This window comes from Nonomuraea sp. NPDC049486 (genome assembly GCF_040676925.1).
In the GTDB taxonomy this organism is placed as follows: Bacteria; Actinomycetota; Actinomycetes; order Streptosporangiales; family Streptosporangiaceae; genus Nonomuraea; species Nonomuraea ferruginea.
The window spans coordinates 84,008-108,128 of the sequence record NZ_JBFAPV010000007.1; the positions used below are offsets into that span (position 1 = coordinate 84,008).

A 24,121-nucleotide genomic window follows, 5' to 3' on the forward strand; every position below is an offset into this window, starting at 1 on the left:
GAGTTGAGCGTCGAGACCGCATTCTGGCCCTCCGCGTCGTTGATGTCCGGAAAAACTCCTCTATATCTGGAGCTCCACGTGACCCAATCGTAACAATTAACCCGCTGGCCTCGGTAAACCCAACGTCTGGATCACGCGTCCAGGGCACAAAAAACCGGGTGCGCCCGTTGGGGCGCACCCGGTCAGAAAAGTGATCGTGCTAGCACTGCGCGGGCTTGAGCCACGAGCACTCCAGGTCGGGCGACTCCTCGGCGGCCGACTTGAGCTGGACCGCGGCGTCCACCGTCGCGGTCCTGGAGAACTGCGCGAGGCGGATCGCGATCTTGTCCTCGATGTCCTTCGGCGAGGACGACAGATACTGGTTCAGCATGATGGAGAACACCAGCGGCTCCCCGTCGGCGCTCGTCACGTATCCGGACAGCGCCGTGACGCCGGTGAGCGACCCGGTCTTGGCGCGCACGTTGTTCGCCGCCGGAGTGTCGCGCATCCGGCTGCGCAGGGTGCCGCCCACGAACCGGTCCGCGTTCCCCGCGACCGGCAGCGAGTCGTACCACGCCTGATACCACGGCTTGTCACGCACGGCGAGCAGCAGCTGCGCGATCGAGGCGGGCGTGATGCCGTCGCGGCGCGACAGGCCGGAGCCGTCGCGCAGGTTGAGCACCTGCACCCCGTTGGCGCGGGCGAAGTCGGAGCTCGCCTTGAGCCCGGCGGCCCAGGTGCCCTGGTCGGCGACCTTGCGGCCCATCGCCTTGGTGAGGATCTCGGCGTGGATGTTGTTGCTCAGCTTCATGAACGGCACGAGCAGCTCGCTGAGCGGCATCGACTCCTTCTTCGCCAGCTCCTTGGCGCCGCCGGGGGCCGCGCCGGCCACGGTCTTGCCCAGCACCCGCACGCCGTGCTTCTTGAGCGCGTCGCGGAACAGCGCCGCGGTGTAGGAGGCCGGGTCGTCCACGGACACCCACTCGTTGTACGTGGACGCGACCGTGCCGGTGATGACCACGGTCTTCGTGCCGTGCGTGCGCTCGATGAGCACATCGGTGGACGATCCCACCGTGGCCTTGTTGACGATCTCCAGGTAGTCGGTGTCCGGCGTGGTGGTCACCTTGACCTTGCCGCCGTCGGGCGCGACGGTGACGATCACCGAGCCCGCGTCGTAGTCGCGGTCGGGGGAGGCGGTGAGCGCGGAGATCGGGGCCGCGTAGTAGGCCGTCTCGTCGTCCCACGCCCAGTCCTGGCCGAGCCGGACCGCGTCGAACCAGGTGTCGTCGGCCACGAGCTTGCCGGTGACCAGCTTGACGCCCGAGCCGGCGACCTCGGCGGCCAGCGCGTCGTAGTCGTCGGCCAGCATGGTCGGGTCACCGGTGCCGCGCAGCACCAGGTCGCCCGTGAGCACGGAACCGGCCTTGCGCCCGGAGCTCAGCACGCTGGTGGTGAACCGGTAGTCGAGGCCGAGCACCTCCGCCGCCGCGGCCGACGTGAACAGCTTGGTGTTGGACGCCGGCATCAGGAGCTTGCCCGCGTCGGTCGAGTAGAGCTCCTCGCCGTTCGCCGCGCTCTTGACCATCACACCGGCCTGGGCGATGGTCAGCCGGGAGTCGGCGAGGATCTGGTTGATGTCCTGGGCCAGGTCGGCCACGCCGGGCGAGGGTTCGAGCGCGACCGCGGGGGAGGAGGGGCCGGACGCCCACGCGAGGGCCGCGACGAGCGCGCCCGCGACGAGGGATGCTGAGGTGCGCCGCATAGGGGGTCTCCAAAGGGATGCGACAGGGGCTCGCCTGTGATCATGAACCAGGCGGCGCACGGTGTAATCCGCAAATATCCGTATCTTTGTGGAACTAGGGCCCTTCGGCGTTCATGACGAACCCGCAGTCGCCGAACGAGACCTCGTCGCCGGGCTTGACCCGGGCCGGGCCCACCAGCCGCCAGCCGTTGAGCCGGGTGCCGTTGAGCGAGCCCAGGTCGACCAGCATCCACTCGCCGTCGTCGTCGCGGCGCAGCTCGGCGTGGACCCGGGAGACCGTCAGGTCCGACAGGACGAGGTCGCACGCGGACCCGCGGCCGACCACGTATCGCCGGCGGGCGTCGTCGGGCAGGGCGAGGCGGGGCAGCCGGGGCTTGCGCCAGGCGGACTGCAGGCTGGTGGTGAAGCCGGAGACCGCCGACACCGCGCCGGTGACCGCGTTCGTCACCCGCCGGCGCAGCGTGAGCCGCCGCGGCAGGTCGGCCACGAGCGCGTCGAGCTCCTGCTGGTTGCGGGCGCGCAGCGCCTGGTCGACGCGGACCACGAAGGTGTCGTGCGAGAGCCGCCCCTCGGCGGCGCGCTCGCGGAGCTCGTCGATCGCGCGATCCCGTTCGCCATCAGAGGCGCGGAACGGTGGGTGCGTCGAGCTCATCTCCCGAGTATCGGCCGCGAGTGCGCACCCTGTCCAGAATACGCGGATCTGTTGACGACATGCATACCGAGTATGCATACTCAGTATGCATGTCGATCAGACACGGACTGCTCGCCCTCCTGAGCGGCGAGCCACGCTACGGCTACCAGCTCAGGGTGGAGTTCGAGGCGTCGACGGGGGCGACCTGGCCGCTGAACATCGGCCAGGTCTACACGACGCTCTCCCGCCTGGAACGCGACGGCCTGGTGGCGCCGGGCGGCGCCGACGATCAGGGCCGCACCCTCTACGCGATCACCGAGGCGGGCCGGGAAGAACTGGCGACGTGGTTCGCCACCCCTGTCGGCCAGACCGACAGGCCCAGGGACGAGCTGGTCATCAAGATCGCCATGGCGGTCGCCGCCGCCGACGTGGACGTGGCCGGCGTGATCCTGGCCCAGCGGATGGCCACCATGCGCACGCTGCAGGAGCTGACCAGGGCCAAGCGCGGCGCCGCGGACGGGGCCGCCCAGCGGCTCGTCCTGGATTCCATGATTTTCAAGGCCGAGGCGGAACAGCGCTGGCTGGACCACTGCGAGGCCGTACTCAAGGAGAGGAAGGCATGAGCGTGCTGGAGATGCGGGAGGTCACCCGGACGTTCGGGGACGTGCCCGCGCTGCGCGGCGTCACCCTGGCGGTGGGACGCGGCGAGCTGCTGGCCGTGATGGGCCCGTCCGGGTCCGGCAAGTCCACCCTGCTCAACCTGGCCGGCGGGCTCGACCGGCCCACCTCGGGGAGCGTGTCCGTCGAGGGCGCCGACCTGGCCTCGGTGCGTGATCCGGCCGCGCTGCGGCGCGGCGGCATCGGGTACGTGTTCCAGGACCTGAACCTGATCCCGTCGCTGACCGCCGCCGAGAACGTCATGCTGCCGCGCGAGCTCGACGGCGTGCGCGCCGGTCGGGCCCGCGAGGAGGCCGAGGCCGCGCTGCGCGAGGTGGGCGCGGGCGAGGTGGCCGGCCGCTTCCCCGGCGAGCTGTCCGGCGGCCAGCGCCAGCGGGTGGCGATCGCCAGGGCGCTGGTCGGCGAGCGACGCCTGCTGCTGGCCGACGAGCCGACCGGCGCGCTCGACACCGCGACGGGCGACGACATCCTGCGGCTGCTGCGCGAGCGGTGCGACGCGGGCGCGGCCGTGCTGCTGGTGACGCACGAGCCGCGCTACGCGGCCTGGGCCGACCGCGTGGTCTACCTGCGTGACGGCCGGGTGGCCGACTCGACCGCGGAGCCCCTGGAGAGCGCGAGATGAGCGCGTTCCTGGCGGCGCTGCGCCTGTCCCGCAGGGAGGCGCTGCGCGCCAAGGGCCGCACCGCGCTCGTCATGGCCATGATCGGGCTGCCCGTGCTGGTCTTCACCGCCCTGCTCACCTACGACGCCACCGTGGACGTCGCACCCGGCGAGGACATCACGGCCGAGCTGGGCGCCGCGGACGCGCGGATCGTCACCACGGCCCACGACGGCCGCGTCTCCCAGCCCGTGCACGGCTGGTTCATGCTGGCGGCCGAGGGCCCCGCGACGGACGGCACGGTGCGGACCGCGGACGAGGTGACCGCGCTGCTGGACGCCCGGCTCATCCCCTATGACGTGGGATCGGTGGAGATCCGCGACACCGACCGCTACCACGAGGTCAGTGCGCTGGAGCTGGACCTGCGCGACCCGATGACCCAGGGCATCCGCCTCCTGGCCGAGGGCCGTTTCCCCGCCTCCGCGGATGAGGTGGCCGTGACACCCGCCCTGGCCCGGGGGTCGGGCCTGCGCGTCGGCGACACGATCACGGTGACGGCCAGGGACCGGCGGGTCCGCGTGGTCGGCGTGGTCGAGCACCCGCACAACGTGGAGATCCAGGAGGTGGTCGGCCTCCAGCACACGCTCCTGCTGGACAAGCGCGGCGGGCACGGTCCCGGGTGGCTCGCCGACTCCGCGCGGCCGGTCCTGTGGGAGGACGTGCAGCGACTGAACGGCATCGGCATGCTCGTGACCTCCCGTGCCGTGCTGACCGGCCCGCCGGTGGCCGGCGCGTACGGTGACCCGTTCGACCGCGCGCTCGGCGCGCCCGCCCTGATGACGCTCGCCGCCATGGCGGTGCTGGTCGTGATGGAGATGGCCCTGCTGACGGGCCCGGCCTTCGCCGTCGGGCTGCGGCGCAGGCGCAGGGAACTGGCGCTGATCGCCGCGCAGGGCGGCTCCGCCCGTCATCTGAAGGTGATCGTGCTGGCCGACGGGCTGGTGCTGGGCGGGGTGGCCGCCCTGCTCGGCGCGGCGCTCGGCACCGGCGGCACGCTGGCGCTCATGCCGCTGCTCAAGCGGCTGCTGGGCCAGTCCGGCCCGGCGGACGTGCCCTGGGGCCCGGTCCTCGGCGTGACGGCCCTCGGCGTGGCGGGCGCGCTCGTCGCGGCCCTCGTCCCCGCCGTGTCAGCCGGGCGCCAGGACCCGGCCCGCGTGTTGGCCGACCGCGAGGAGAGCGCGGGAGCCGGCGTCGTCGCGCGCCGTGCCCGGCGTTTCGGGGTCATCAACCCGCGCGGTGCCCGGCGTCCCGCGCTCGCCGGCTCGCGGCGTGGGCGGCTTCCCGTGCTGGCAGGACTCCTGCTGGTGGGCGGGCTTGCCGTGACCGTGTACGCGCTGCGTGGCGGGCGTCCGTACGGGGTGATCGCCGACGCGTTTCTCCTGCCGGCCGGTGTTCTGGTGGTGCTGGGACTGGTCGCGCTCATCCCGGTCATGGTGACGGCCCTCGGCGGGCTCGCCGCGCGGCTGCCGCTCCCGCTCCGGCTGGCCGTACGCGACGCCGCCCGCCACCGGACCCGTACGGCGTCCGCGGCGGCGGCGGTGATGGCCGCCACGATGGGGGCCGTCACGCTGGGCATCGGGGTGGAGAGCTCGATCACCGTCGCCCTCACGACGCACCGGGCCCAGCAGCCGCCGGACACGCTGCGGATCGCGGCCAGGCAGGTCGACGACCGGGGATGGGCCGACCTGCGCGCGGCCGCGGCCAAGGCGCTGCCGGGCGTGCCGCTGGTGCCCGCGGGCAAGGCGTTCGACGGCGAGGGGAGGGCCGTGCAGATCCTGGCGGACGAGAATCCCCGGATCGGCTACTTCCTCGTGGACCCGCCGATCGGCGACGCCCGCCTGCTGGCCTTCTTCCAGGGACGGCCCGACCCGCGGGCGGCCGAGGCGCTGGCCGACGGCAAAGCGGTGGTGTTCGATCCCGCGCTGCTCCAGAACGGCACCCTCGCCCTCCAGTTGACCGCGGACGGCGGGGGAGGAGGCAGTCTCGTCCGGATCCCCGCCGTGGCGGCGGCGTCCGGCGACCCGGGCAGGACCGGTGTCGTGATCCCGCCCGCGGCCCTGGAGAAGGCCGGGTACACGGTGGCCGAGCGGGTGCTGTACGCCACGCACCGGTCCGCCGACGTCCAGCGCCTGCAACGGCAGCTCAGCATGCCGTCCGCGCGCGCGGACGTGGCCGTCCTGGACAGGGAGGCGCCCTCGACCCTGGGCATGTTCTGGTGGGTGTTCGGCCTGGCGCTGCTCCTCAGCCTCGGCGGCACCTTGGCCGCCACCGGGCTGGCCGCGGCCGACCTGCGCCGCGACCTGGACATCGTGTCGGCGGTCGGCGGGCCGCCCAGGACGCGCAGGGCGATCCTGGCCGCTCAGGCCGGCTTCATCGCCGGGATCGGCGCCCTCGTGGGCGCGGCCGGCGGCGCGGTCATGGGCGCGGCGATGGCCGTGCCGCTGACCAGGGAGCGACAGCCGCTGGGTGCCCTGGACGGCCTGGGGCCTGCCGTGATCGCCGTGCCGTGGGCGGCCACGGCCCTGGTGGTGCTCGGGCCGCCGCTGCTGGCGGCGCTGGTGGCCGGGCTCGTCACACGGTCGCGTCAGGGACCGCCGGGGAGACGGTTCGCTTAGGGTCCCTGAGCTGGTAGCGCAGCGTCATCACGACCGACAGCAGGATGATCAGCGCCGGGACCGCGGTCTGCCCGATGAGCACCGCGGTCACGGCGCTGTCCGGCTGCTCGACCCGCTGGCTCGCCACGGACGACAGGAACCCGCCGATGCTCAGGATCGATCCCAGGATCAGCGCGCCGAACGCGCTGACCCCGCTCTCGATCGCCGTCCACAGGCCGGTGAACACGCCCGCCCGCCGCTTGCCCGTGGTGGCGGCGTCCACCGCGATGACGTCGGCCAGCATCGAGAACTGCAGCAGGGTGACCCCCGCGACCCCGGTGCCGACCAGCAGGATCATCACGTGCGCGTACCAGCCGCCGAAGATCGGGGTGGCCAGCGCCAGCGCCGTGCCGGTGGCGAAGGTGGAGGCCGCCATGATCATCGCGTTCCGCTTGTCGAAGCGCTTGGACAGCCACGTCCACATCGGCATCGTCAGCATCATCGGCACCACCAGCGCGGCGAACAGCGTGGTGGTGGCCCGGGGATCGCCGATCGTGTACGTGGCGAAGTAGGGGGCGGCCGCCAGCATGATGGCCACGGCGAGCTGCTGCGTGCAGCTCAGCGCCGTCAGCCAGATGAACGCCTTGTTGCCCCTGACCACCGCGAACTGCTTGATCAGGCTGCCGGTGTCGGCCTCTGGCGCACCCGTCATGGGGGCGCGTGCCGTACCGAAGAAGGATCCCAGCATGGCGGCGAACAGCACCACGGCGATCACCACGCCCATGAGGCGGTAGCTCGCCAGCGTGCCGCTCTCGCCTTGGCTGTTGACGATCGCGGGGGCCGCGACGCCGGCGATCGCCGTCGCCGCGCCGACGAACACCATCCGCCACTGCAGCAGCGACGTCCGCTCGTGGTAGTCGTCGGTCATCTCCGCGGGCATCGCCTTGTACGGCACCTCGAACAGCGCGTAGGCCGTGGCCGCCGCCATGAAGCAGGCTCCCACGTACAAGGCGGCGGGGATGCCCGTGAGCGGCGGGCCGGCGAACACCAGGAAGAAGGCGACCGGCAGCGTGCAGGCGCCGGCCAGCAGCCACGGCCGGCGCGGCCCGAGCCGCGACACGGTCCGGTCGGACCAGCGGCCCACCAGCGGGTTGATCAGCAGGTCCCACACCTTGGGCGCGGTCACCACGATCCCGGCCAGCCACGCGGGCACCGCCAGGAAGTTGGTCATGTAGAACAGCAGCAGCAGTCCGGGCACGGAACCGAAGGTGGCGGTGCAGAAGGAGCCGACACCGTAGCCCAGCCGCACGCCTCTGGGGACCGTGGGGGCGGCCACGGCGGGTGCGATCACGGAACTCATTGAAGCCGAGCGGAAGACCGTTCGGTAGGGCCTAGTTCGACGGATCCACGCTATTCGTTCACGTTGGCGCATACCACATGCGCGCCGATCTCCACCATGCGGCGCTCGCTGAGCGAGTCGGCCACCCTGGCCATGAGGATCGGCGCCCCGCTCGCCGCGAGCTGCGGCAGCCGGGCGCGCACGCCCCGGTGGAGGTCGCGCACCACGTCCTCGGCGGCCGTCATGTGGACCTTCACGTGCAGCATGATGCCGGGAGCGCCGGAGGCGGTGCGGGCCTCGGAGATCCACACGTGGTGGACCAGCGGGAAGTCCATGAGCAGTTGCGCGACGGCCTGGCGCAGCGCGGGCAGGATCGGGTGCGCGCACCGGCGGTAGCCGGGGTCGACCTGCTGCATCGGACCCGACAGATGCGGTCTGGGCGCCGGGATCCACGGGAGCGGGGGCGCCTCCTGCGACCGCGGCGCGGCCTGGGCGATCGCGCCGCTCCGCGACACCGTGGCCATCGCGCCCGTCGCGTAGGCGGCGGGGGCGGCCCCGGACAGGACGGGGGTGGGCCCGGTGCGGGTCGAGGTGAGGAAACGCTGCAGGTCGTCGATGGGAACGGCGGCCGCGGCCGGGCCTGCGGCGTCGATCACGATCTCCCGGACGCCGGTGACACGCTCGATGTCGAGGATGGTGTCGGCGTCACAGGCCGAGAGCGAATGGCTGCCGTGGTGTCTGGCGTAGGTCGCCGCGCTGGTGTATCCGAGCAGCACGCGGTCACCGGCCTGGGTCGTGCCCAGGACGACGGATCGATCCGGTCGCACGGCCACCAGGACTCCACCGTCAGCGAGAGCCGCCAGCAACCGGTGCGGAGCACCATGCTGGGCGAGCACGTCGGCAAGCGCAGGATTCCCGATGCTCATATGACGAACCATAGGTAGTCGGCCACGGCTTATCAGGCTAATGGCGAATAATTCTCCGGATCAAGATGAAGATGGCTGCGGTGTGGATGACTTGTCCCGTCCAGGGGTACGCACCGCGTCATCTCAGATGCTGATCCTTCGTGAAAGCGTTCACAAGCCACCGATAGACTCTCAGGTGACCGGGGGACCCATCGACGTGTCCCTGACGCCCGCCGCACGCTACTAAGGACTCACGCTCGTGAACAAGCCCGTCGTACTGGTCGCAGAGGAGCTCTCCGAGGCCGGCCTGGCCGTGCTCGGTGCCGATTTCGAGGTCCGCCACACCGACGGCGCCGATCGGTCCCAGCTGCTGCCCGCCCTCGCCGACGTGGACGCGCTCATCGTCCGATCCGCCACCAAGGTGGACGCCGAGGCGATCGCCGCGGCGCCCAAGCTGCGCGTCGTGGCCAGGGCCGGCGTCGGCCTCGACAACGTCGACGTCGAGGCGGCCACCAAGGCCGGCGTCATGGTGGTCAACGCGCCCACCTCCAACATCACCAGCGCCGCCGAGCAGACCGTCGCGCTCATCCTGGCCAGCGCCCGCAACACCGCGCAGGCCCACGCCGCGCTGAAGAACGGCGAGTGGAAGCGGTCCAAGTACACCGGCGTCGAGCTCGACGAGAAGGTCGTCGGCATCCTCGGCCTGGGCAAGATCGGCCAGCTCGTGGCGCAGCGGCTGCAGCCGTTCGGCGTCGAGCTGATCGCCTACGACCCCTACCTGCCGCCGGCCCGCGCCGCGCAGATGGGCGTCCAGCTCCTGAGCCTCGAAGAGGTGCTCAAGCAGGCCGACTTCCTCACCGTCCACCTGCCCAAGACCAAGGAGACCGTCGGCCTCATCGGCGACCGCGAGCTCCACGAGGTCAAGCCGTCGGTGCGCATCGTCAACGTGGCCCGCGGCGGCATCGTCGACGAGGCCGCACTCTACGCCGCGATCAAGGAAGGCCGCGTCGCCGGCGCCGGCCTCGACGTGTTCGCCAAGGAGCCCTGCACCGACAGCCCGCTCTTCGAGCTCGACCAGGTCGTCGTCACGCCCCACCTGGGCGCCTCCACGCATGAGGCCCAGGAGAAGGCCGGCACCCAGGTCGCCAGGAGCGTGAAGCTGGCGCTGGCCGGCGAGTTCGTGCCCGACGCGGTCAACGTCCAGGGCGGCGCGGTCGCCGAGGACGTCAAGCCGGGCCTGCCCCTGGCCGAGAAGCTGGGCCGGGTCTTCACCGCCCTGGCCGGCGAGGTGGCCACCAAGCTCGACATCGAGGTGCGCGGCGAGATCGCCGCGCAGGACGTGCGGGTCATCGAGCTGGCCGCGCTCAAGGGCGTCTTCTCCGACGTCGTCGAGGAGCAGGTCACGTACGTCAACGCGCCGCTGCTGGCCAAGGACCGGGGCGTCGGCGTCGACCTGGTCACCAGCTCCGACAGCCCTGACTGGCGCAACGTGGTGACCGTGCGCGGCGTGCTGGCCGACGGCCGCCAGGTCTCGGTCTCCGGCACGCTGTCCGGCCCCCGGCAGATCACCAAGATCGTCGAGGTCAACGGCTACGAGATGGAGATCGAGCCGACCGCCCACCTGTCGTTCTTCACCTACACCGACCGTCCGGGGATCGTCGGCGTGGTCGGCCGCATCCTCGGCGAGCAGGGCATCAACATCGCCTCCATGCAGGTCTCCCGCCACGCCAAGGGCGGCAAGGCGCTCATCGCGCTGACCGTCGACACGGCCATCCCGGCCGAGGTGGTCGAGCAGATCGGCCAGGAGATCGGCGCCGACACCGGGCGCTCGGTCGACCTGGAGGACTGACGGCTCCAGTGACGACGGCCGCCGCCGGGCTTCCGGCGGCGGCCGTTTCGTTGTCTCACGATGCGAGATGCTAGGACATCCAACGAGATGCTCGGGTAACCTGGCTGGTGATGCGTCAGGTGCTCGTACTCATTGCCTGCCGCGGCGGGGCCTGTTAGGGCAGGTCGACGACCCGCCGCGGTGAGCGGCGTCGCGTCGGCCGGTAAGCCCCATCGCCCAGTCCGTGACCCGGACTGGCGAGATCAGGCCCGGTCGGGTCCGCGACCGGGGTTCCGACTCACTGCAAGCACACACCCCGCGAAACGAGATGATTGCCATGCGCGAGTACGCCGCCGACGAGCACCGTGACGAGGCCGCCGAGGCCCTGCAGACCGCCCTGGACCGCCGCGACAACGGCGGCGCGCCTCAGAACTCCAGCCGGTAGAAGACGGCCGCCCGCCGCATCGCGGGCACCGCTCTCATCAGCCGGGTGGCCAGGCGCAGTCCTCTGGCCAGCCGGTCGTAGCCCGGCAGGTCGAGCGCGCTGATCGCGTCGCGGCAGCGCAGGCGCGGGTGGATCGACTCGAGGTCCCCCGGGCCTCCGACGGCCCAGTGCATCCGCGCCCCGGCCTTGCGCACCGGGCTGTTGAGCACCTGGAGCCGCAGCCCGAACGGGCTCAGGGCGTCGAAGACGAACTCGCCGTGCGGGAAGCGGTCCACGATCCGCCGGAAGAGCTCCCGGCCGCCCGCCTCGTCGAGGTAGTAGACCAGCCCTTCGGCGAGCACGAGCACCGGCCTGTCGGCGGGGACGCGGTCCAGCCAGCTGGTCTCGGTGACGGACGAGCCGATCGTCGTGTATCCGGGACGCCCCGGGAACAGCCTGTCGCGCAGCTCGACGACCTCCGGGAAGTCGACGTCGAACCAGGCGACCTCCGGCGGCGGGTCCATCCGGTGGACCCGGGTGTCGAGGCCGCACCCTAGGTGCAGCACGGTGGCACCGGGATGGGCGGCGAGGAACTCGGCCGCCCACCGGTCCAGGAATCTGGCCCGGAACGCCACCGCTCCGGCGTTGCGGGGGCTCATGCCTATCTTGGTGAAGTCGTGGTCGATCCGCTCGACCGCCCGCGCGGCCATCGTGTCGTTCAGGATCGGCTCGGGGGAGCGGGCGTCCAGCGCCCGGCCGTACAGGGTGGCGAGGAGCGTGGCCTTCTCGCCGTCGAGACACACCTTCTCGGCAGCCATGACGCCACGGTACCCCCGCGGTGTGAAAGATTTGGGTCAGCAGCACCACCTGTCCACACAATGAGATCAAGTGTTCGTCAGCCGAGACGAGCCGGTAAGGTACGCCCATGGAGTCGCGCAACATCCGCCTGGCCGTCATCCCTGGAGACGGCATCGGCACCGAGGTGGTGGCCGAAGGTCTGAAGGTCCTGGAGGCCGTCGGCACCAAGATCGATGCCACCCATTACGACCTGGGCGCCGCCCGCTACCACCGCACCGGCGAAACGCTGCCCGATGCCGTTCTCGAGGAGCTGCGCGGCTACGACGCCATCCTGCTCGGCGCCGTCGGCGACCCCAGCGTCCCGCCCGGCGTGCTGGAGCGCGACCTGCTGCTCAAGATCCGGTTCGCCTTCGACCACTACGTCAACCTGCGTCCGGTCAAGCTCTTCCCGGGCGTCGAGACGCCGCTGGCCGACACCCCCGTCGAGAACATCGACATGATCGTCGTCCGTGAGGGCACCGAAGGCCTCTACGCCGGCACCGGTGGCGTCATGCGCCGCGGCACCCCGTACGAGATCGCCACCCAGGAGTCGCTCAACACCGCCCACGGCGTCGAGCGGGTCGTGCGCTACGCGTTCGAGAAGGCCCGCTCCCGCCCGCGCAAGAAGCTCACGCTGGTCCACAAGACCAACGTGCTCACCTACGCCGGCGACCTCTGGCAGCGCACCGTCGACCGCGTCGCGGAGGAATACTCCGACGTCACGACCGACTACAGCCACATCGACGCGGCCTCGATGTTCTTCGTCAGCCAGCCCGAGCGGTTCGACGTCGTGGTCACCGACAACCTCTTCGGCGACATCATCACCGACCTCGGCGCCGCCATCGCGGGCGGCATCGGCCTGGCCGCCAGCGGCAACATCAACCCCGAGGGCACCGCGCCGAGCATGTTCGAGCCGGTCCACGGCAGCGCCCCCGACATCGCCGGGCAGGGCAAGGCCGACCCGACCGCCACCATCCTGTCCGTCGCCATGATGCTCGACCACCTCGGCCTGTCCGCCGAGGCCGCCAAGGTCGAGCAGGCCGTCGCCGACGACATCGTCGAGCGCCTGACCGGGTGGAGCAGCCGCACCACCCGCGAGATCGGCGACGACATCACCGAGCGAGTATCGAGCTAGGCCGCCCCCAGCTCGACGAGCAGCGCCCGGCGGTTCCCCCAGGACCCGCCGGGCGCTTTTTCGTGTCCACCCCCGCCCTCCCCTTGCCATTCCAAATGGCGAGACAATAGGAAGTACGGACTGCCCCTGTTTGTGGCAGTGCCGCCCGAAATCGCAGAGAGAAGGACCCAGCGTCATGACCATCGCTCAGAAGCTCAGCTTCGACGTGCAGCTCTCCGGCCACGCTCGCACCGCGGCCGAGCGCGAGCAGGTACTGGCGAACCCCGGATTCGGGCAGGTCTTCACCGACCACATGGTCTCCGTCGACTACACCGAGGGCGAGGGCTGGCACGACGCCCGCCTGGAGCCGTACGCGCCGCTCACCCTCGACCCCGCCACCTCCGTCTTCCACTACGCGCAGGAGCTCTTCGAAGGGCTCAAGGCCTACCGGCAGGTCAACGGCTCGGTGGTGATGTTCCGCCCGTACGCCAACGCCGCCCGGTTCAACCGCTCGGCCACCCGCATGGCCATGCCCGAGCTCCCCGAGGACGCCTTCGTCGAGTCGCTCGAACTCCTCGTCCAGACCGACAGGGACTGGGTGCCCACCACCGAGGGCCACAGCCTCTACCTGCGGCCCTTCATGATCGCCACCCAGGTCGGGCTGGGCGTGAACTGGCCCTCCAAGACGTACCGCTACCTCGCCATCGCCTCGCCCGCGGCGTCCTACTTCTCCGGCGGCGTCAAGCCCGTCTCGGTCTGGCTGTCCACCGAGTACACCCGCGCCGCCCCCGGCGGCACCGGCTTCGCCAAGTGCGGCGGCAACTACGCGGCCGCGTTCGTCGCCCAGCGGCAGGCCGTCGAGAACGGCTGCGACCAGGTGGTCTGGCTGGACGCCGCCGAGCACCGCTACGTCGAGGAGATGGGCGGGATGAACCTGTTCTTCGTCATCGGCGGCAAGCTCGTCACCCCGTCGCTGACCGGCACCCTGCTGCCCGGCATCACCCGCGACTCCATCCTCGCCCTCGCCGCCGACCTCGGTCTTGAGACGGAGGAGCGGCTCATCACCGTCGAGGAGTGGCAGGCCGGGTGCGAGTCCGGCGAGCTGACGGAGGTGTTCGCCTGCGGCACCGCCGCGGTCGTCACCCCCGTCGGCTCGGTCAAGGGCGCCGACCGCGCCTGGACCGTCGGCGACGGGAACGCCGGCGCCGTGACGATGCGCATCCGCGAGGAGCTCATCGGCATCCAGTACGGTTCGCGCCCCGACACCCGCGACTGGATCCACAAGATCGCCTAGCCGCCCGCCGGCATCACGCCTCAGGGTCCGGACGGCGCCTTCCCCGCACGTCCGGGCCCAGCCCGATCGCCGGCAGTATCGCCTGGTCCACCATGTCCGCCAGGTCGGCGTCGCTGGGCGGCGTCCTGGTGTCGATCAGCCGCTTGGTGACGAGCGCCTCCCCGATGTCGGCCACGACCGGGGTGAGGAGCTCGGCGGGGAAGTGGCCGCGCTCCGCGTAGTGGCGCAGCACGGTGTTGGTGAACGTGCCGCCCCGTACGGCGAAGACCCGGTCGACGAGCTCCTCGGAGATCTTGGACGCGCTCACCGGGTCGGTCAGGATCGAGGCGACGGCGTGGCCCGCGGGGCTGAGCATCCAGTCGCGCATGAGCCGGAGCGCCCTGATGAGGTCACCGCGCAGGTCGTCCGCCCCCGGGCTCGGCTCCTCGACCGGATGCGCGTGGTAGAGCGCGTCCAGCAGCACCTCGATCGGATCTGACCAGCGACGGTAGAGGGTCGTGCGGGCGGTCGCCGCCCGTTTGCCGATGCCGTCCATGGTCAGCCGTCCGACGCCGACCTCCATCACCTCTTCGATCACCGCGGCGTGGATGGCCGCGATCAGCTCCTCGCCCCGCCGCCGCGTTCGGCTGTTGTTCACGGCTGTTCCCTTGGTTGGCTACAGCGGTGTATCTTACCTTCATCCTAAGCTACACTCGTGTATCTAATCCTGGGGATAGTCATGTCTACCACCACCATGCCCGCCGACCGAAGGGCCGTGCCGCTCGCCCGCCGGTCCCTGGCCCCCGACCTCGCCCGAGGTCTCATGCTCCTGCTCATCGCGGTGGCGCACGCACACATGTACCTGTCCGGTCACCCGGTCGGGTTCCGCGGCTACACGCTGGACGGAAGCGCCCTCGACCGGCTGGTGGCCGGGATCCAGATCCTCCTCGTGGACGGGCGGGCGCTGCCGATGTTCGCCGCCCTCTTCGGCTACGGCCTGGTGCAGCTCGCGAGCCGGCAGCTCGCCGCCGGTCGCGCATGGCCGGACGTGCGGCGGGTGCTGCGCGCCCGCAGCCTGTGGCTCCTGGCGTTCGGGTTCTGCCACGCCCTCCTGCTGTTCTTCGGCGACATCCTGGGCGCGTACGGCCTGGTCGGCCTGGTGCTCGTGGGCTTCATCCGGCGCGGCGACCGCGCCCTGCTGTGGGCCGCCGGCCTCACGACTGTTCTGCACGTCGCCGTCCTCGCCCTGTTCGGGCTGCTCACCGTGAGCGCCGACAAGGGCGACTCGATCGCCGGCATGGGCGACCCGGCGGAGGCCCTCATGATGCGGGTCGTCGGCTGGTCCGGGATGACGCCCACGTACTTCGCCGCGAGCGTCGTGCCCGCTTTCCTGTTCGGGATCTGGGCGGCCCGCCGCCGCGTGCTGGAGGAGCCGTGGGCGCACCGGACGCTGCTCCTCCGGACCGGCGTCGTGGGCACCGCGATCGCGGTCGCCGGTGGCGTGCCGCTCATGCTCGTCGACACCCGGCTCTGGGCGCCCTCGGACGCGATCGGCGTGTCCGCGTACGCCCTGCACAGCGTCAGCGGCATCGCCGGCGGTCTCGCGTACGCCGCGCTGATAGGACTCGCCGTGGCCGGTGGAGCCCGCCGCGCCGCGCCGGGCCCGGTGGCCAGGGCGCTGGCCGCGTGCGGTCAATGGTCGCTGACGTGCTACCTGCTCCAGTCCGTGGTCTTCACCGTGGTCTTCGTGCCGTACCTGGGCGGGCTCGGCACCCGTGTCGGCGACGCGGCCGCCTCCGCCGTGGCCGTGATCACCTGGCTGGCCACCGTGGTGCTGGCGGCGTCGCTGTCCCGTACGGGCCGGCGCGGACCGGCCGAGACGTTGCTGCGCCGCCTGACCTACCGCCGCGCGGGCTGAGGATCAGAGGTTCAGCAGGCAGGTCGTGTCGATCGCGCAGTCCCACGGGTGGGGCAGCGTCAGGGGAGCGCCGGCGGGCTCCACCGTCTCGCGTCCGTAGCCGCTCGGCGCCGGGTCGCTGTGGAGCTTGAGCAGGCGCTGGAACGGGTCGACCACCAGGTAGAGCGGCACCCCGGCCGGGGCGTAGCCCATCGGTTTGATCACATGGTCGTCGTAGGCGTTGCCGGCCGAGACCACGTCGACCAGGAGCAGGGTGCTGGCGCCGTGGACGGCCTCGTCGGTCTCCATGACCGGCTCCTGCGGGACGATCGTCAGGTCGGGGACGTACCGGTCGGCCTCGTCGCCGAGGTGGACGGTGATGTTCGGCCAGATCTCCCAGCCCCGCCCGGCGACCACGGGCGCGAGCTGGGCGATCAGCTGGGCGATGATGGTGTTGTGCTGCCAGGTGCCGGGCTCGTTGACCACGATGCGGCCGTTGACCAGCTCGACGCGGAGCTCCGGGAAGACGTCCCGCACGGTGCGGTAGCGCTCTTCGACAGGCCTGATCATGTCTCCGCTCCCGACTCTGGGTGATCGATGCGCGACAGAGCGTAATACCAGGGCGCGGGAACGGCAAAGAGCAGGTCAAGTGACGGCGGCCAGGCGGCGGCGCAGGTGGGCGCGTTCGGGCTCGGTGCCCGCCAGGTCGAGCGCCTCACGGTAGGCGGCCGCGGCCTCGGGGAGCCGGCCGAGGCGCTGCAGCAGGTCGGCCCTGGCCATCGGATAGGGCGCGTAGGCGCGCAGCCGGGGCTCGCCGGCCAGCGCGTCGAGCAGCGCCAGGCCGGCCTCGGGGCCGTCGCGCAGCGCCACCGCCGCGGCCCTGTTCAGCTCGACGACCGGTGAGGGCGCGAGCGCGAGCAGGACGTCGTAGAGCGCGACGATCTGCGGCCAGTCGGTGGTCGCGACGTCCGCGGCCTCGTCGTGCAGCGCGGCTATCGCGGCCTGCACCCCGTACGGGCCGGGCGGGCCGCCGGCCAGCGCGGCGGGCACCAGCCGCAGGCCCTCCTCGATCATCGCGCGGTCCCAGCGGCCCCGGTCCTGCTCGTCCAGCAGGACGAGCTCGCCGCCGGGCCCGGTGCGGGCGTCGCGCCGGGCGTGGATCAGCAGCATCAGCCCGAGCAGGCCCGCGACCTCCCGCTCCGCGGGCAGCAGACGGCGCAGGATCCGCGCCAGCCGGATGGCCTCCTCGGCGAGGTCGAGCCGTTGCAGGTCGGGTCCGGCGCTGGCCGCGTACCCCTCGGTGAAGATCGAGTAGATGACCTGGAGCACCCCGGGAAGCCGCGCGGGCAGCTCGTCGGGGCCGGGGGCGCGGAACGGGATGCGGGCCTCACGGATCTTCTTCTTGGCCCGTACGATCCGCTTGGCCATCGTGGCCTCCGGCACCAGGAAGGCGCGCGCGACCTCCGGCGTGGCCAGTCCGCCGAGACAGCGCAGCGTCAGCGCCCCGCGGTCGTCGGCGTTCAGCGCCGGGTGTGCGCAGGTGAAGAACAGCTGCAGCCGCTCGTCGGGCAGCTCGTCGCCCGCGCCGGTGGGCGAGGGCGCCGCCCGGTCGGCCTCCACCTGCAGCAGGGCCAGCCGGGAGGCGTACGTCCTGTCGCGCCGCAGCCGGTCGACCGCCCGGCGCCGGGCGGTGGTCATCAGCCACGCGCCCGGCTTGGGCGGCACGCCGTCGACCGGCCAGCGCACCAGCGCCGCCTCGATGGCATCCGACGTGACCTCCTCGGCCAGATCCAGGTCGCCGAAGCGGCGCACCAGGGCGGCGAGCAGCCGGCCGCGCTCCTCCCGGAAGACCGCCTCCACGTTCTCCGCGCACGGGCCGGTCATGACGGTCAGCCCTCGAAGTCGGCGATCGGCCGCACCACCACCGAGCCGCCGCCGGTGGCGCCCGGGCAGCGGGCCGCCCAGTCGAGCGCCACGTCCAGGTCGGGGACGTCGATCACGTAGTAGCCGCCGAGGACCTCGCGGGTCTCCGCGAACGGCCCGTCGGTGATGGCCCGCTCGCCCTTGGCGTCGACCCGCACGGTGGTCGCGGTGGTCAGGTCGGCCAGCGAGTGGCCGGCCACGAAGATCCCCGCCTCCTGAACGGCCTTGTCGTAGGCCATCCAGTCCTCGAAGGACGCCTCACAGCCCTCCTGCGCCTGGTCGGTCCCGGCGCTGTTGATCAGCAGCATGTACTTCATGGTTCTGGCTCCTTCTGCCGTGCTTGTGCCATGTCTACGAACGGGACCCCGCCCGATGGACACGAGGCCGGCAGGATTTTCCTCAGGCCGGCGTGACCCGCTTGCGGATCAGGGTCAGCCCGTCCGCGACCGGCAGGATGACCACGGTCACCCGGGGGTCCTCGCGCACCAGCGCGTTGAACTCGCGCATGTTCACCGTAGCCGGGTCATTTTTACCGGGGTCGGCCACGTGCCCCGACCACAGCGTGTTGTCCACCATGATCAGCCCGCCCGGCCGCAGCTTGCCGACGAGCAGTTCGTAGTACGCGGGATACCGCGGTTTGTCGGCGTCCAGGAACGCCAGGTCGATCGGCTCGGTGAAGTCCCGCAGCGACTCCAGCGCCGGCCCCAGCGTGAGCGTGACCCGGTCGGCGACCCCGCCCTTCTCCCAGTACCGGCGGGCGACGGCCGTCCACTCCTCGCTCACGTCGAAGCAGTGCAGCGTGCCGCCGGACAGCCCGCGGGCGATGCAGAGCGAGGAGTACCCGGTGAACGTGCCCACCTCCACGGCCACCTCAGGCGCCACGAGCTGGGTGATCATCGTCAGGAACGTGCCCTGGTCGGCCGAGATCTGCATGCCCGCGTGGTCGCCGGTGGCCGCGACGGTCTCCGCGGCCAGCTCCTCCAGCAGCGGGTCGGGCGGTGTGGAGAGGTCGAGGATGTACCGGGCCATGGCCTGGTCGAGGAGAAATGCCTTCATGAGGGTGATTCTGGCCTGGTGTGGCCGGATAACACCTATGTTCCCAGTTCCGATAGGGTCGCGGCGATCGGCGGACGAGAGCGGGCGGGGATGAACAAGAGGGTGGCGGCCATCGTGGCCGCCGTTGCGGTGCTGGCCGTGATGGGATTCGTGACGCTGGTCCAGTCGGGGCCGTCCTCCGACGGCGTGCGGCTGATGCGGCAGGCCGACGGGTCCATGGTGCTGGCCGACCGCGGCGGGCAGGCGCCGGTGCTGGTCCTGTACGAGGACTTCGAATGCCCCGTCTGCAGAGAGCTGCACTCCCGGGTCGACGACACGATCGAACGCCTGGCCAGGGAGGGCAAGGTCAAGGTCGTCTACCACCCCGTCACGATCTTCCGGGACGAGCCGTCGCGGTCGAACTCCATCAGGGCCGCCGCGGCCGCCCGGTGCGTCCCCGAGTCGAGCTGGCTGGCCTTCCGGGACGAGCTGTACGCGATGCAGCCGGTGCCGCACGGCGTGGCCACCGGGTTCACCGTGGAGGAGCTGGTGGCCGCCGCGCGCAAGGCCGGCGCCGCCTCCGCCGAGTCGTGCGTCAACTCCCAGGCGTACGCGGAGGCGCACCTGCGCGACACCGCAGGCATCCGCGTCGAGGGCACGCCGACCCTGGTGCTCGACGGCCGGGTGATGGGCAACGAGGCGTTCGACCCGGCCGCGCTGGAGAAGGCCATCACGGGCGGTGACGGGGTAACCGTCTGACCAGATCTCGTCCGTACTGTGAGATCGATGTCCCGGGCACTGGATTCGTATGGCAGACTCGGGAGCACCATGTTCTACGGTCTGCTCATTATCGGCAGGCGCGCTGGCTAACGCAGGGACACCGCCAGCGCGCAGACCTCTCACGTCCGTGAGGGGTCTTTTTGTTTTCCTCCACTCTCAGAAAGAGAATCCATGGCCGACGACCGGTTCCACGTCTATGACACGACGCTGCGTGACGGCGCACAGCAGGAAGGCCTCAACCTCACGGTGGCCGACAAGCTCGCTGTCGCGCGCCACCTGGACGGGCTGGGCGTCGGCTTCATCGAAGGAGGGTGGCCCGGCGCCAACCCCAAGGACACCGAGTTCTTCAGGCGCGCTCGAACAGAGCTCGACCTGAGGCACGCGCAGCTAGCCGCGTTCGGCGCGACCCGCCGGGCAGGTGTGAAGGCGGCCGACGACCCCCTGGTCGCCGCTCTGCGCGAATCCGGCGCGCCGGTCGTGACCCTTGTCGCCAAGAGTCACGACCGGCACGTGGAGCTGGCCCTCCGCACGACTCTCCAGGAGAACCTCGCGATGATCCGCGACACGGTCTCTCACCTTCGTGCGGAGGGTCAGCGCGTCTTCCTTGACGCCGAGCACTTCTTCGACGGCTACAAGTCCAACCCAGCCTACGCGCTGGAGGTCGTCAGGACCGCCGCCGAGGCCGGGGCGGACGTGATCGCCCTGTGCGACACCAACGGCGGCATGCTCCCCGACGAACTGGCCGAGATCGTCCACGGCGCCGTCCAGACCAGCGCCAGGGTCGGCATCCACTGCCACGACGACACCGGCTGCGCGGTCGCCAACACGCTGGCCGCGGTGAAGGCCGGCGTCACCCACGTGCAGGGCTGCGCCAACGGCTACGGCGAGCGCTCCGGCAACGCCAACCTGTTCACGGTGGTCGCCAACCTGCAGCTCAAGCGCGGGTTCGAGCTGGTGCCGCCGCAGGCGCTGGCCGACATGACCCGCATCGCGCACGCGATCACCGAGGTCACCAACGTCACCCCCAACTCGCACGCCCCGTACGTCGGCGCCTCGGCGTTCGCCCACAAGGCCGGCCTGCACGCCAGCGCCATCAAGGTCGACCCGAACCTCTACCAGCACATCGACCCCGCCGAGGTCGGCAACGACATGCGCATGCTGGTCTCCGACATGGCGGGGCGCGCGTCCGTCGAGCTGAAGGGCCGCGAGCTGGGCTACGAGCTCACCCCCGGCAACACCAAGGAGCTGGTCGACCGGGTCAAGGACCTGGAGTCCAAGGGCTTCACCTTCGAGGCCGCCGACGCCTCGTTCGAGCTGCTGCTGCGCGACACCGTCCACGGCGAGCGCAGGCGCCACTTCGAGGTCGAGTCCTGGCGCGTCATCGTCGAGCACACCAAGGGCGGTGAGCTGGTCAGCGAGGCCACGGTCAAGCTGCACGCCAAGGGCGAGCGGATCGTCGCCACCGGCGAGGGCAACGGCCCGGTCAACGCCCTCGACAAGGCGGTCCGGCTGGCGCTGGAGAAGCTCTACCCCGACCTGGCCAAGGTGGAGCTGGTCGACTACAAGGTGCGCATCCTCGAAGGCACCCACGGCACCGGCGCCATCACCCGCGTGCTCATCACCTCCAGCGACGACACCACCGGGTGGTCCACGGTCGGCGTCGGCCAGAACATCATCGACGCCTCCTGGCAGGCGCTGGAGCAGGCGGTCACGTACGGCCTGCTCCGCGCCGGACACGAGTGCTGAGCGGCTGAACCGTTGGAGGGGCGTCCCGCGGCGCCCCTCCAACCCTCGAGGAGAAGCCCCAGAGCGCGGCGGTTACACCAGCACTCAGCCTCGCAGGCGCGCCAGCGCCGCGCGGACGCGTTCCTTGGCGCGCTCGCGGCCGAGCACCTCGATCGACTCGAACAGCGGCAGACCGACCGTCCGGCCGGTGACCGCCACCCGCACCGGGGCCTGCGCCTTGCCCAGCTTGAGGCCGTTGGCGGCGCCGACCTCCTCCAGCGCCTCCTTGAGCGACTCCGGGTCCCAGCTCACGGTGTCGAGCCGGTCGAGGTAGCCGCTCAGGATCTCCTCGGGGGAGTTCTTCATCGCCTTGTCCCAGGAGGCCTGGTCGAACACCGGCTCCTCCAGGAACAGGAAGTCGACGTTCTGCCGGATCTCCGACAGCACCCCGACCCGGGTCTGCGCCAGCGGGGCGACCTTGCTGAACAGCTCGCGGTCCCAGGACGGCTCCAGGTAGGGCAGGCAGCGCTCCTCGAACGTCTCCAGCGGCAGCGCCCTGATGTACTCGCCGTTGAAGGCACGCAGCTTCTTCTCGTCGAAGAACGCGCTGGAGGAGTTGACGTCCTCAAGCCGGAACAGCGGCACCATCTCCGACCACGGCATGATCTCGCGGTCGTCCCCCGGACCCCAGCCGAGCAGCATGAGGTAGTTGACCATGGCCTCGGCGAGGTAGCCCTCGGCGCGGTAGTCCTCCAGCGCGACCTTGTCGCGGCGCTTGGACAGCTTCTTGCGCTGCTCGTTGACGATCACCGGCAGGTGGGCCCAGACCGGCGGGGTGGCGCCCAGCGCCGGCCACAGCAGCTCCTGCTTGGCGGCGTTGCCGAGATGCTCCTCGCCGCGCACCACGTGGGTGATGCCCTGGGTGATGTCGTCGACCGCGTTGGCCAGCACGTAAAGAGGCGAGCCGTCGGTGCGGGCGATGACGAAGTCTTCCTGCGCCTCGTTGGGGAACTCCACGTTGCCCCTGATCAGGTCTGCGACCACGGTCACCCCCTCGTCGGGGGTGCGGAAGCGGACGGCGCCCGCGGTCAGCCCGCGCTCGCGGCAGTGACCGTCGTAGCCGCGGTGCTCGGAGCCGGTGCGGGCGACGAGCCGCTCGCGGGTGCAGTCGCAGTAGTAGGCCTTGCCGTCGGCCAGCAGCTTGGCCACCGCCTCGCGGTGCTGCGGCTCGAACGCCGACTGGAAGTAGGGGCCCTCGAACGCCGGGTTGGTGCCGTTGACGCCGATCCAGTCGAGGGCGGAGATGATGCCCTCGGTCCACTCGGGCCGGTTGCGCGACGCGTCGGTGTCTTCGACGCGCAGCACGAACCGGCCGCCGGACTGCTGGGCCAGCGCCCAGTTGTACAGGGCCGTGCGGGCGCCGCCCACGTGGAACATGCCGGTCGGGGACGGGGCGAAGCGCACCCGTAGATCAGTCACGAGCAACCACCTTGTTCGTCAGAGTGCCGATGCCTTCGATGCCGACGCTGACCTCGTCGTCTATCTCCAGCGGGCCCACGCCCGCGGGCGTGCCGGTCAGGATGACGTCGCCGGGGATCAGTGTCATGACGGCGCTGACGTAGGCGACGAGCGCAGGGATGTCATGGATGAGCTGGCTGGTGCGGCCGCTCTGCCGGATGTCGCCGTTGACCGACGTGGTGAGCGCCAGGTCGGACGCGTCGAGGTCGGTCTGGATCCACGGGCCGAGCGGGCAGAAGGTGTCGAAGCCCTTGGCCCGGGTGAACTGCACGTCCTTCTTCTGCAGGTCGCGGGCGGTGACGTCGTTGGCGCACGTGTAGCCGAAGATGACGTCCTTGGCCCGCTCGACCGGCACCTCGCGGCACAGCCTGCCGATCACCACGGCCAGTTCGCCCTCGTAGTCGACGCGGTGGGACAGCGACGTCGGGTAGGCGATCGACTCGCCGTGGCCGATCACGGAGGTGGACGGCTTGATGAAGATCAGCGGCTCGTCGGGCACCTCGTTGCCCATCTCGCGGGCGTGCTCGGCGTAGTTGCGGCCGATCGCCACGACCTTGCTCGGCAGCATCGGGGCGAGCAGCTTCACCTGCGACAGGGGGAACCGCTCGCCGGTGAACTGGACCTGGTTGAACGGATGACCGGCGACGGCGGACACCATCTCCTCACCGGGGCCGCCCTCGACCACGCCGAACGCCACGCCTTCGCCTGCGGAGAACCTCGCTATACGCACCTGACAAGGCTATCGCCGACACCGGCGGGGTCCGGACGATTAACCGGCGGGGCCCGCCCGGCGAGCGGGCCGCCGCCGTGATTTGCTTGTCGGGCAAGCACCGGAACGTCTTGGAGGAGCTCCCGTGTCCGTGGTGAAGATCAATGTGCTGACCGTCCCCGCCGAGATGCGCGAGACGCTGGAGAAGCGTTTCTCCAACCGGGCCGGGCTGGTGGAGTCGGCCGACGGGTTCGAGTGGTTCGAGCTGCTCCGCCCGGTCGAGGGCACCGACCAGTACCTCGTCTACACCCGCTGGCGCAGCGAGGAGGACTTCCAGCGCTGGCAGGAGAGCCAGGCCTTCCAGCGCGGCCACGCCGAGGCCGCCGCCGAGCGCGGCGGCCAGGGACACGGCCACGGACAGGGACACGGGCACGGGCAGGGCCCGGCCGCGTCCGGTTCCCAGGTGTGGACGTTCGAGGTGATCCAGCACGCGGCGCCGGCGTCCTGACGCC

Annotated in this window: 22 protein-coding genes; 10 read left to right on the plus strand and 12 right to left on the minus strand. The window is 71.2% G+C overall.

The window, feature by feature from the left end:
• Window positions 1-199: 199 nt before the first annotated feature.
• Both dacB and AB0K05_RS21285 read right to left on the minus strand, forming a co-directional pair.
• Window positions 200-1,741, minus strand: coding sequence for a D-alanyl-D-alanine carboxypeptidase/D-alanyl-D-alanine-endopeptidase (gene dacB / locus AB0K05_RS21280; protein ID WP_364231036.1), 1,542 nt, complete (start codon window positions 1,739-1,741; stop codon window positions 200-202).
• A gap of 94 nt (window positions 1,742-1,835) precedes the next feature.
• Window positions 1,836-2,393, minus strand: a complete 558-nt coding sequence (locus tag AB0K05_RS21285) for a DUF1707 and FHA domain-containing protein (RefSeq protein WP_271280016.1) — start codon at window positions 2,391-2,393, stop codon at window positions 1,836-1,838.
• An 89-nt stretch (window positions 2,394-2,482) separates the two neighbouring features.
• On the opposite strand from AB0K05_RS21285, the gene AB0K05_RS21290 reads away from it, so the two are divergent.
• Genes AB0K05_RS21290 through AB0K05_RS21300 form a run of 3 tightly spaced genes read left to right on the plus strand, consistent with a single transcriptional unit; the run spans window position 2,483 to window position 6,323 of the window.
• Window positions 2,483-2,995: a PadR family transcriptional regulator gene (locus AB0K05_RS21290; protein WP_148029478.1), complete on the plus strand. Its 513-nt coding sequence runs from the start codon at window positions 2,483-2,485 to the stop codon at window positions 2,993-2,995.
• Window positions 2,992-3,672, plus strand: a complete 681-nt coding sequence (locus AB0K05_RS21295; protein WP_271280017.1) for an ABC transporter ATP-binding protein — start codon at window positions 2,992-2,994, stop codon at window positions 3,670-3,672. Before AB0K05_RS21290 ends, AB0K05_RS21295 begins: the two co-directional genes overlap by 4 nt.
• Complete coding sequence (locus AB0K05_RS21300) at window positions 3,669-6,323, plus strand: FtsX-like permease family protein (RefSeq protein ID WP_271280018.1); 2,655 nt, start codon at window positions 3,669-3,671, stop codon at window positions 6,321-6,323. Before AB0K05_RS21295 ends, AB0K05_RS21300 begins: the two co-directional genes overlap by 4 nt.
• On the opposite strand, the gene AB0K05_RS21305 is transcribed toward AB0K05_RS21300, so the two are convergent.
• Both AB0K05_RS21305 and AB0K05_RS21310 read right to left on the minus strand, forming a co-directional pair.
• Window positions 6,280-7,662 carry an MFS transporter gene (locus tag AB0K05_RS21305; RefSeq protein WP_148029481.1) on the minus strand — a complete coding sequence of 461 codons (1,383 nt, stop codon included), beginning with the start codon at window positions 7,660-7,662 and terminating at the stop codon, window positions 6,280-6,282. The genes AB0K05_RS21300 and AB0K05_RS21305 overlap by 44 nt on opposite strands.
• 50 nt (window positions 7,663-7,712) lie before the next feature.
• On the minus strand, window positions 7,713-8,567 hold the full coding sequence (locus AB0K05_RS21310) for a hypothetical protein (RefSeq protein ID WP_219548453.1): 855 nt from the start codon (window positions 8,565-8,567) through the stop codon (window positions 7,713-7,715).
• 238 nt (window positions 8,568-8,805) lie between these two features.
• Here AB0K05_RS21310 and serA point away from each other — a divergent pair, with 238 nt between their 5' ends.
• On the plus strand, window positions 8,806-10,395 hold the full coding sequence (gene serA / locus AB0K05_RS21315) for a phosphoglycerate dehydrogenase (protein ID WP_148029483.1): 1,590 nt from the start codon (window positions 8,806-8,808) through the stop codon (window positions 10,393-10,395).
• A gap of 405 nt (window positions 10,396-10,800) precedes the next feature.
• Here the strand turns inward: serA and AB0K05_RS21320 are convergent, their stop codons facing one another.
• Window positions 10,801-11,616 (minus strand): class I SAM-dependent methyltransferase, encoded by an 816-nt coding sequence (locus AB0K05_RS21320; protein WP_271277427.1) that lies wholly within the window; start codon window positions 11,614-11,616, stop codon window positions 10,801-10,803.
• A 107-nt stretch (window positions 11,617-11,723) separates the two neighbouring features.
• On the opposite strand from AB0K05_RS21320, the gene AB0K05_RS21325 reads away from it, so the two are divergent.
• On the plus strand, window positions 11,724-12,770 hold the full coding sequence (locus tag AB0K05_RS21325) for a 3-isopropylmalate dehydrogenase (RefSeq protein ID WP_148029485.1): 1,047 nt from the start codon (window positions 11,724-11,726) through the stop codon (window positions 12,768-12,770).
• Window positions 12,771-12,945: 175 nt separating this feature from the next.
• Window positions 12,946-14,043, plus strand: coding sequence for a branched-chain amino acid aminotransferase (locus tag AB0K05_RS21330; protein ID WP_271277428.1), 1,098 nt, complete (start codon window positions 12,946-12,948; stop codon window positions 14,041-14,043).
• Window positions 14,044-14,056: 13 nt separating this feature from the next.
• Here AB0K05_RS21330 and AB0K05_RS21335 read toward each other — a convergent pair whose 3' ends face one another.
• Window positions 14,057-14,680: a TetR-like C-terminal domain-containing protein gene (locus AB0K05_RS21335; RefSeq protein WP_219552343.1), complete on the minus strand. Its 624-nt coding sequence runs from the start codon at window positions 14,678-14,680 to the stop codon at window positions 14,057-14,059.
• 81 nt (window positions 14,681-14,761) lie between these two features.
• Here AB0K05_RS21335 and AB0K05_RS21340 point away from each other — a divergent pair, with 81 nt between their 5' ends.
• Window positions 14,762-15,940, plus strand: a complete 1,179-nt coding sequence (locus AB0K05_RS21340; protein WP_271277429.1) for a DUF418 domain-containing protein — start codon at window positions 14,762-14,764, stop codon at window positions 15,938-15,940.
• A gap of 3 nt (window positions 15,941-15,943) precedes the next feature.
• On the opposite strand, the gene AB0K05_RS21345 is transcribed toward AB0K05_RS21340, so the two are convergent.
• The 4 genes from AB0K05_RS21345 to AB0K05_RS21360 all read right to left on the minus strand — a co-directional run bounded on the left by AB0K05_RS21345 (window position 15,944) and on the right by AB0K05_RS21360 (window position 18,898).
• Window positions 15,944-16,489, minus strand: a complete 546-nt coding sequence (locus AB0K05_RS21345) for a Uma2 family endonuclease (protein ID WP_271277430.1) — start codon at window positions 16,487-16,489, stop codon at window positions 15,944-15,946.
• A 75-nt stretch (window positions 16,490-16,564) separates the two neighbouring features.
• Window positions 16,565-17,803: a DUF6596 domain-containing protein gene (locus AB0K05_RS21350; protein WP_271277431.1), complete on the minus strand. Its 1,239-nt coding sequence runs from the start codon at window positions 17,801-17,803 to the stop codon at window positions 16,565-16,567.
• 5 nt (window positions 17,804-17,808) lie between these two features.
• Window positions 17,809-18,159, minus strand: coding sequence for a YciI family protein (locus AB0K05_RS21355; RefSeq protein ID WP_148029491.1), 351 nt, complete (start codon window positions 18,157-18,159; stop codon window positions 17,809-17,811).
• Between the two features lie 82 nt (window positions 18,160-18,241).
• Entirely contained in the window at window positions 18,242-18,898 is a 657-nt protein-coding gene (locus tag AB0K05_RS21360) for an O-methyltransferase (protein ID WP_271277432.1), read from the minus strand.
• 90 nt (window positions 18,899-18,988) lie between these two features.
• Here AB0K05_RS21360 and AB0K05_RS21365 point away from each other — a divergent pair, with 90 nt between their 5' ends.
• Entirely contained in the window at window positions 18,989-19,636 is a 648-nt protein-coding gene (locus tag AB0K05_RS21365) for a thioredoxin domain-containing protein (RefSeq protein WP_148029493.1), read from the plus strand.
• Between the two features lie 192 nt (window positions 19,637-19,828).
• Window positions 19,829-21,403 (plus strand): citramalate synthase, encoded by a 1,575-nt coding sequence (gene cimA, locus AB0K05_RS21370; RefSeq protein ID WP_271277433.1) that lies wholly within the window; start codon window positions 19,829-19,831, stop codon window positions 21,401-21,403.
• Between the two features lie 84 nt (window positions 21,404-21,487).
• Here the strand turns inward: cimA and gltX are convergent, their stop codons facing one another.
• Window positions 21,488-22,861 (minus strand): glutamate--tRNA ligase, encoded by a 1,374-nt coding sequence (gene gltX / locus AB0K05_RS21375; RefSeq protein WP_271277434.1) that lies wholly within the window; start codon window positions 22,859-22,861, stop codon window positions 21,488-21,490.
• Complete coding sequence (locus AB0K05_RS21380; RefSeq protein WP_219552330.1) at window positions 22,854-23,630, minus strand: fumarylacetoacetate hydrolase family protein; 777 nt, start codon at window positions 23,628-23,630, stop codon at window positions 22,854-22,856. Before AB0K05_RS21380 ends, gltX begins: the two co-directional genes overlap by 8 nt.
• 124 nt (window positions 23,631-23,754) lie before the next feature.
• Here AB0K05_RS21380 and AB0K05_RS21385 point away from each other — a divergent pair, with 124 nt between their 5' ends.
• A complete protein-coding gene (locus AB0K05_RS21385) occupies window positions 23,755-24,117 on the plus strand; it encodes an antibiotic biosynthesis monooxygenase (protein ID WP_271277435.1) in 363 nt (120 codons plus the stop codon).
• Window positions 24,118-24,121: the final 4 nt, after the last annotated feature.

Coding starts and splice junctions, on each gene's coding strand:
- dacB (WP_364231036.1), bottom strand. CDS start 1,741: ATGCGGCGCACCTCAGCATCCCTCGTCGCGGGCGCGCTCGTCGCGGCC.
- AB0K05_RS21285 (WP_271280016.1), bottom strand. CDS start 2,393: ATGAGCTCGACGCACCCACCGTTCCGCGCCTCTGATGGCGAACGGGAT.
- AB0K05_RS21290 (WP_148029478.1), top strand. CDS start 2,483: ATGTCGATCAGACACGGACTGCTCGCCCTCCTGAGCGGCGAGCCACGC.
- AB0K05_RS21295 (WP_271280017.1), top strand. CDS start 2,992: ATGAGCGTGCTGGAGATGCGGGAGGTCACCCGGACGTTCGGGGACGTG.
- AB0K05_RS21300 (WP_271280018.1), top strand. CDS start 3,669: ATGAGCGCGTTCCTGGCGGCGCTGCGCCTGTCCCGCAGGGAGGCGCTG.
- AB0K05_RS21305 (WP_148029481.1), bottom strand. CDS start 7,662: ATGAGTTCCGTGATCGCACCCGCCGTGGCCGCCCCCACGGTCCCCAGA.
- AB0K05_RS21310 (WP_219548453.1), bottom strand. CDS start 8,567: ATGAGCATCGGGAATCCTGCGCTTGCCGACGTGCTCGCCCAGCATGGT.
- AB0K05_RS21320 (WP_271277427.1), bottom strand. CDS start 11,616: ATGGCTGCCGAGAAGGTGTGTCTCGACGGCGAGAAGGCCACGCTCCTC.
- AB0K05_RS21325 (WP_148029485.1), top strand. CDS start 11,724: ATGGAGTCGCGCAACATCCGCCTGGCCGTCATCCCTGGAGACGGCATC.
- AB0K05_RS21330 (WP_271277428.1), top strand. CDS start 12,946: ATGACCATCGCTCAGAAGCTCAGCTTCGACGTGCAGCTCTCCGGCCAC.
- AB0K05_RS21340 (WP_271277429.1), top strand. CDS start 14,762: ATGTCTACCACCACCATGCCCGCCGACCGAAGGGCCGTGCCGCTCGCC.
- AB0K05_RS21345 (WP_271277430.1), bottom strand. CDS start 16,489: ATGATCAGGCCTGTCGAAGAGCGCTACCGCACCGTGCGGGACGTCTTC.
- AB0K05_RS21350 (WP_271277431.1), bottom strand. CDS start 17,803: ATGACCGGCCCGTGCGCGGAGAACGTGGAGGCGGTCTTCCGGGAGGAG.
- AB0K05_RS21355 (WP_148029491.1), bottom strand. CDS start 18,159: ATGAAGTACATGCTGCTGATCAACAGCGCCGGGACCGACCAGGCGCAG.
- AB0K05_RS21360 (WP_271277432.1), bottom strand. CDS start 18,898: ATGAAGGCATTTCTCCTCGACCAGGCCATGGCCCGGTACATCCTCGAC.
- AB0K05_RS21365 (WP_148029493.1), top strand. CDS start 18,989: ATGAACAAGAGGGTGGCGGCCATCGTGGCCGCCGTTGCGGTGCTGGCC.
- cimA (WP_271277433.1), top strand. CDS start 19,829: ATGGCCGACGACCGGTTCCACGTCTATGACACGACGCTGCGTGACGGC.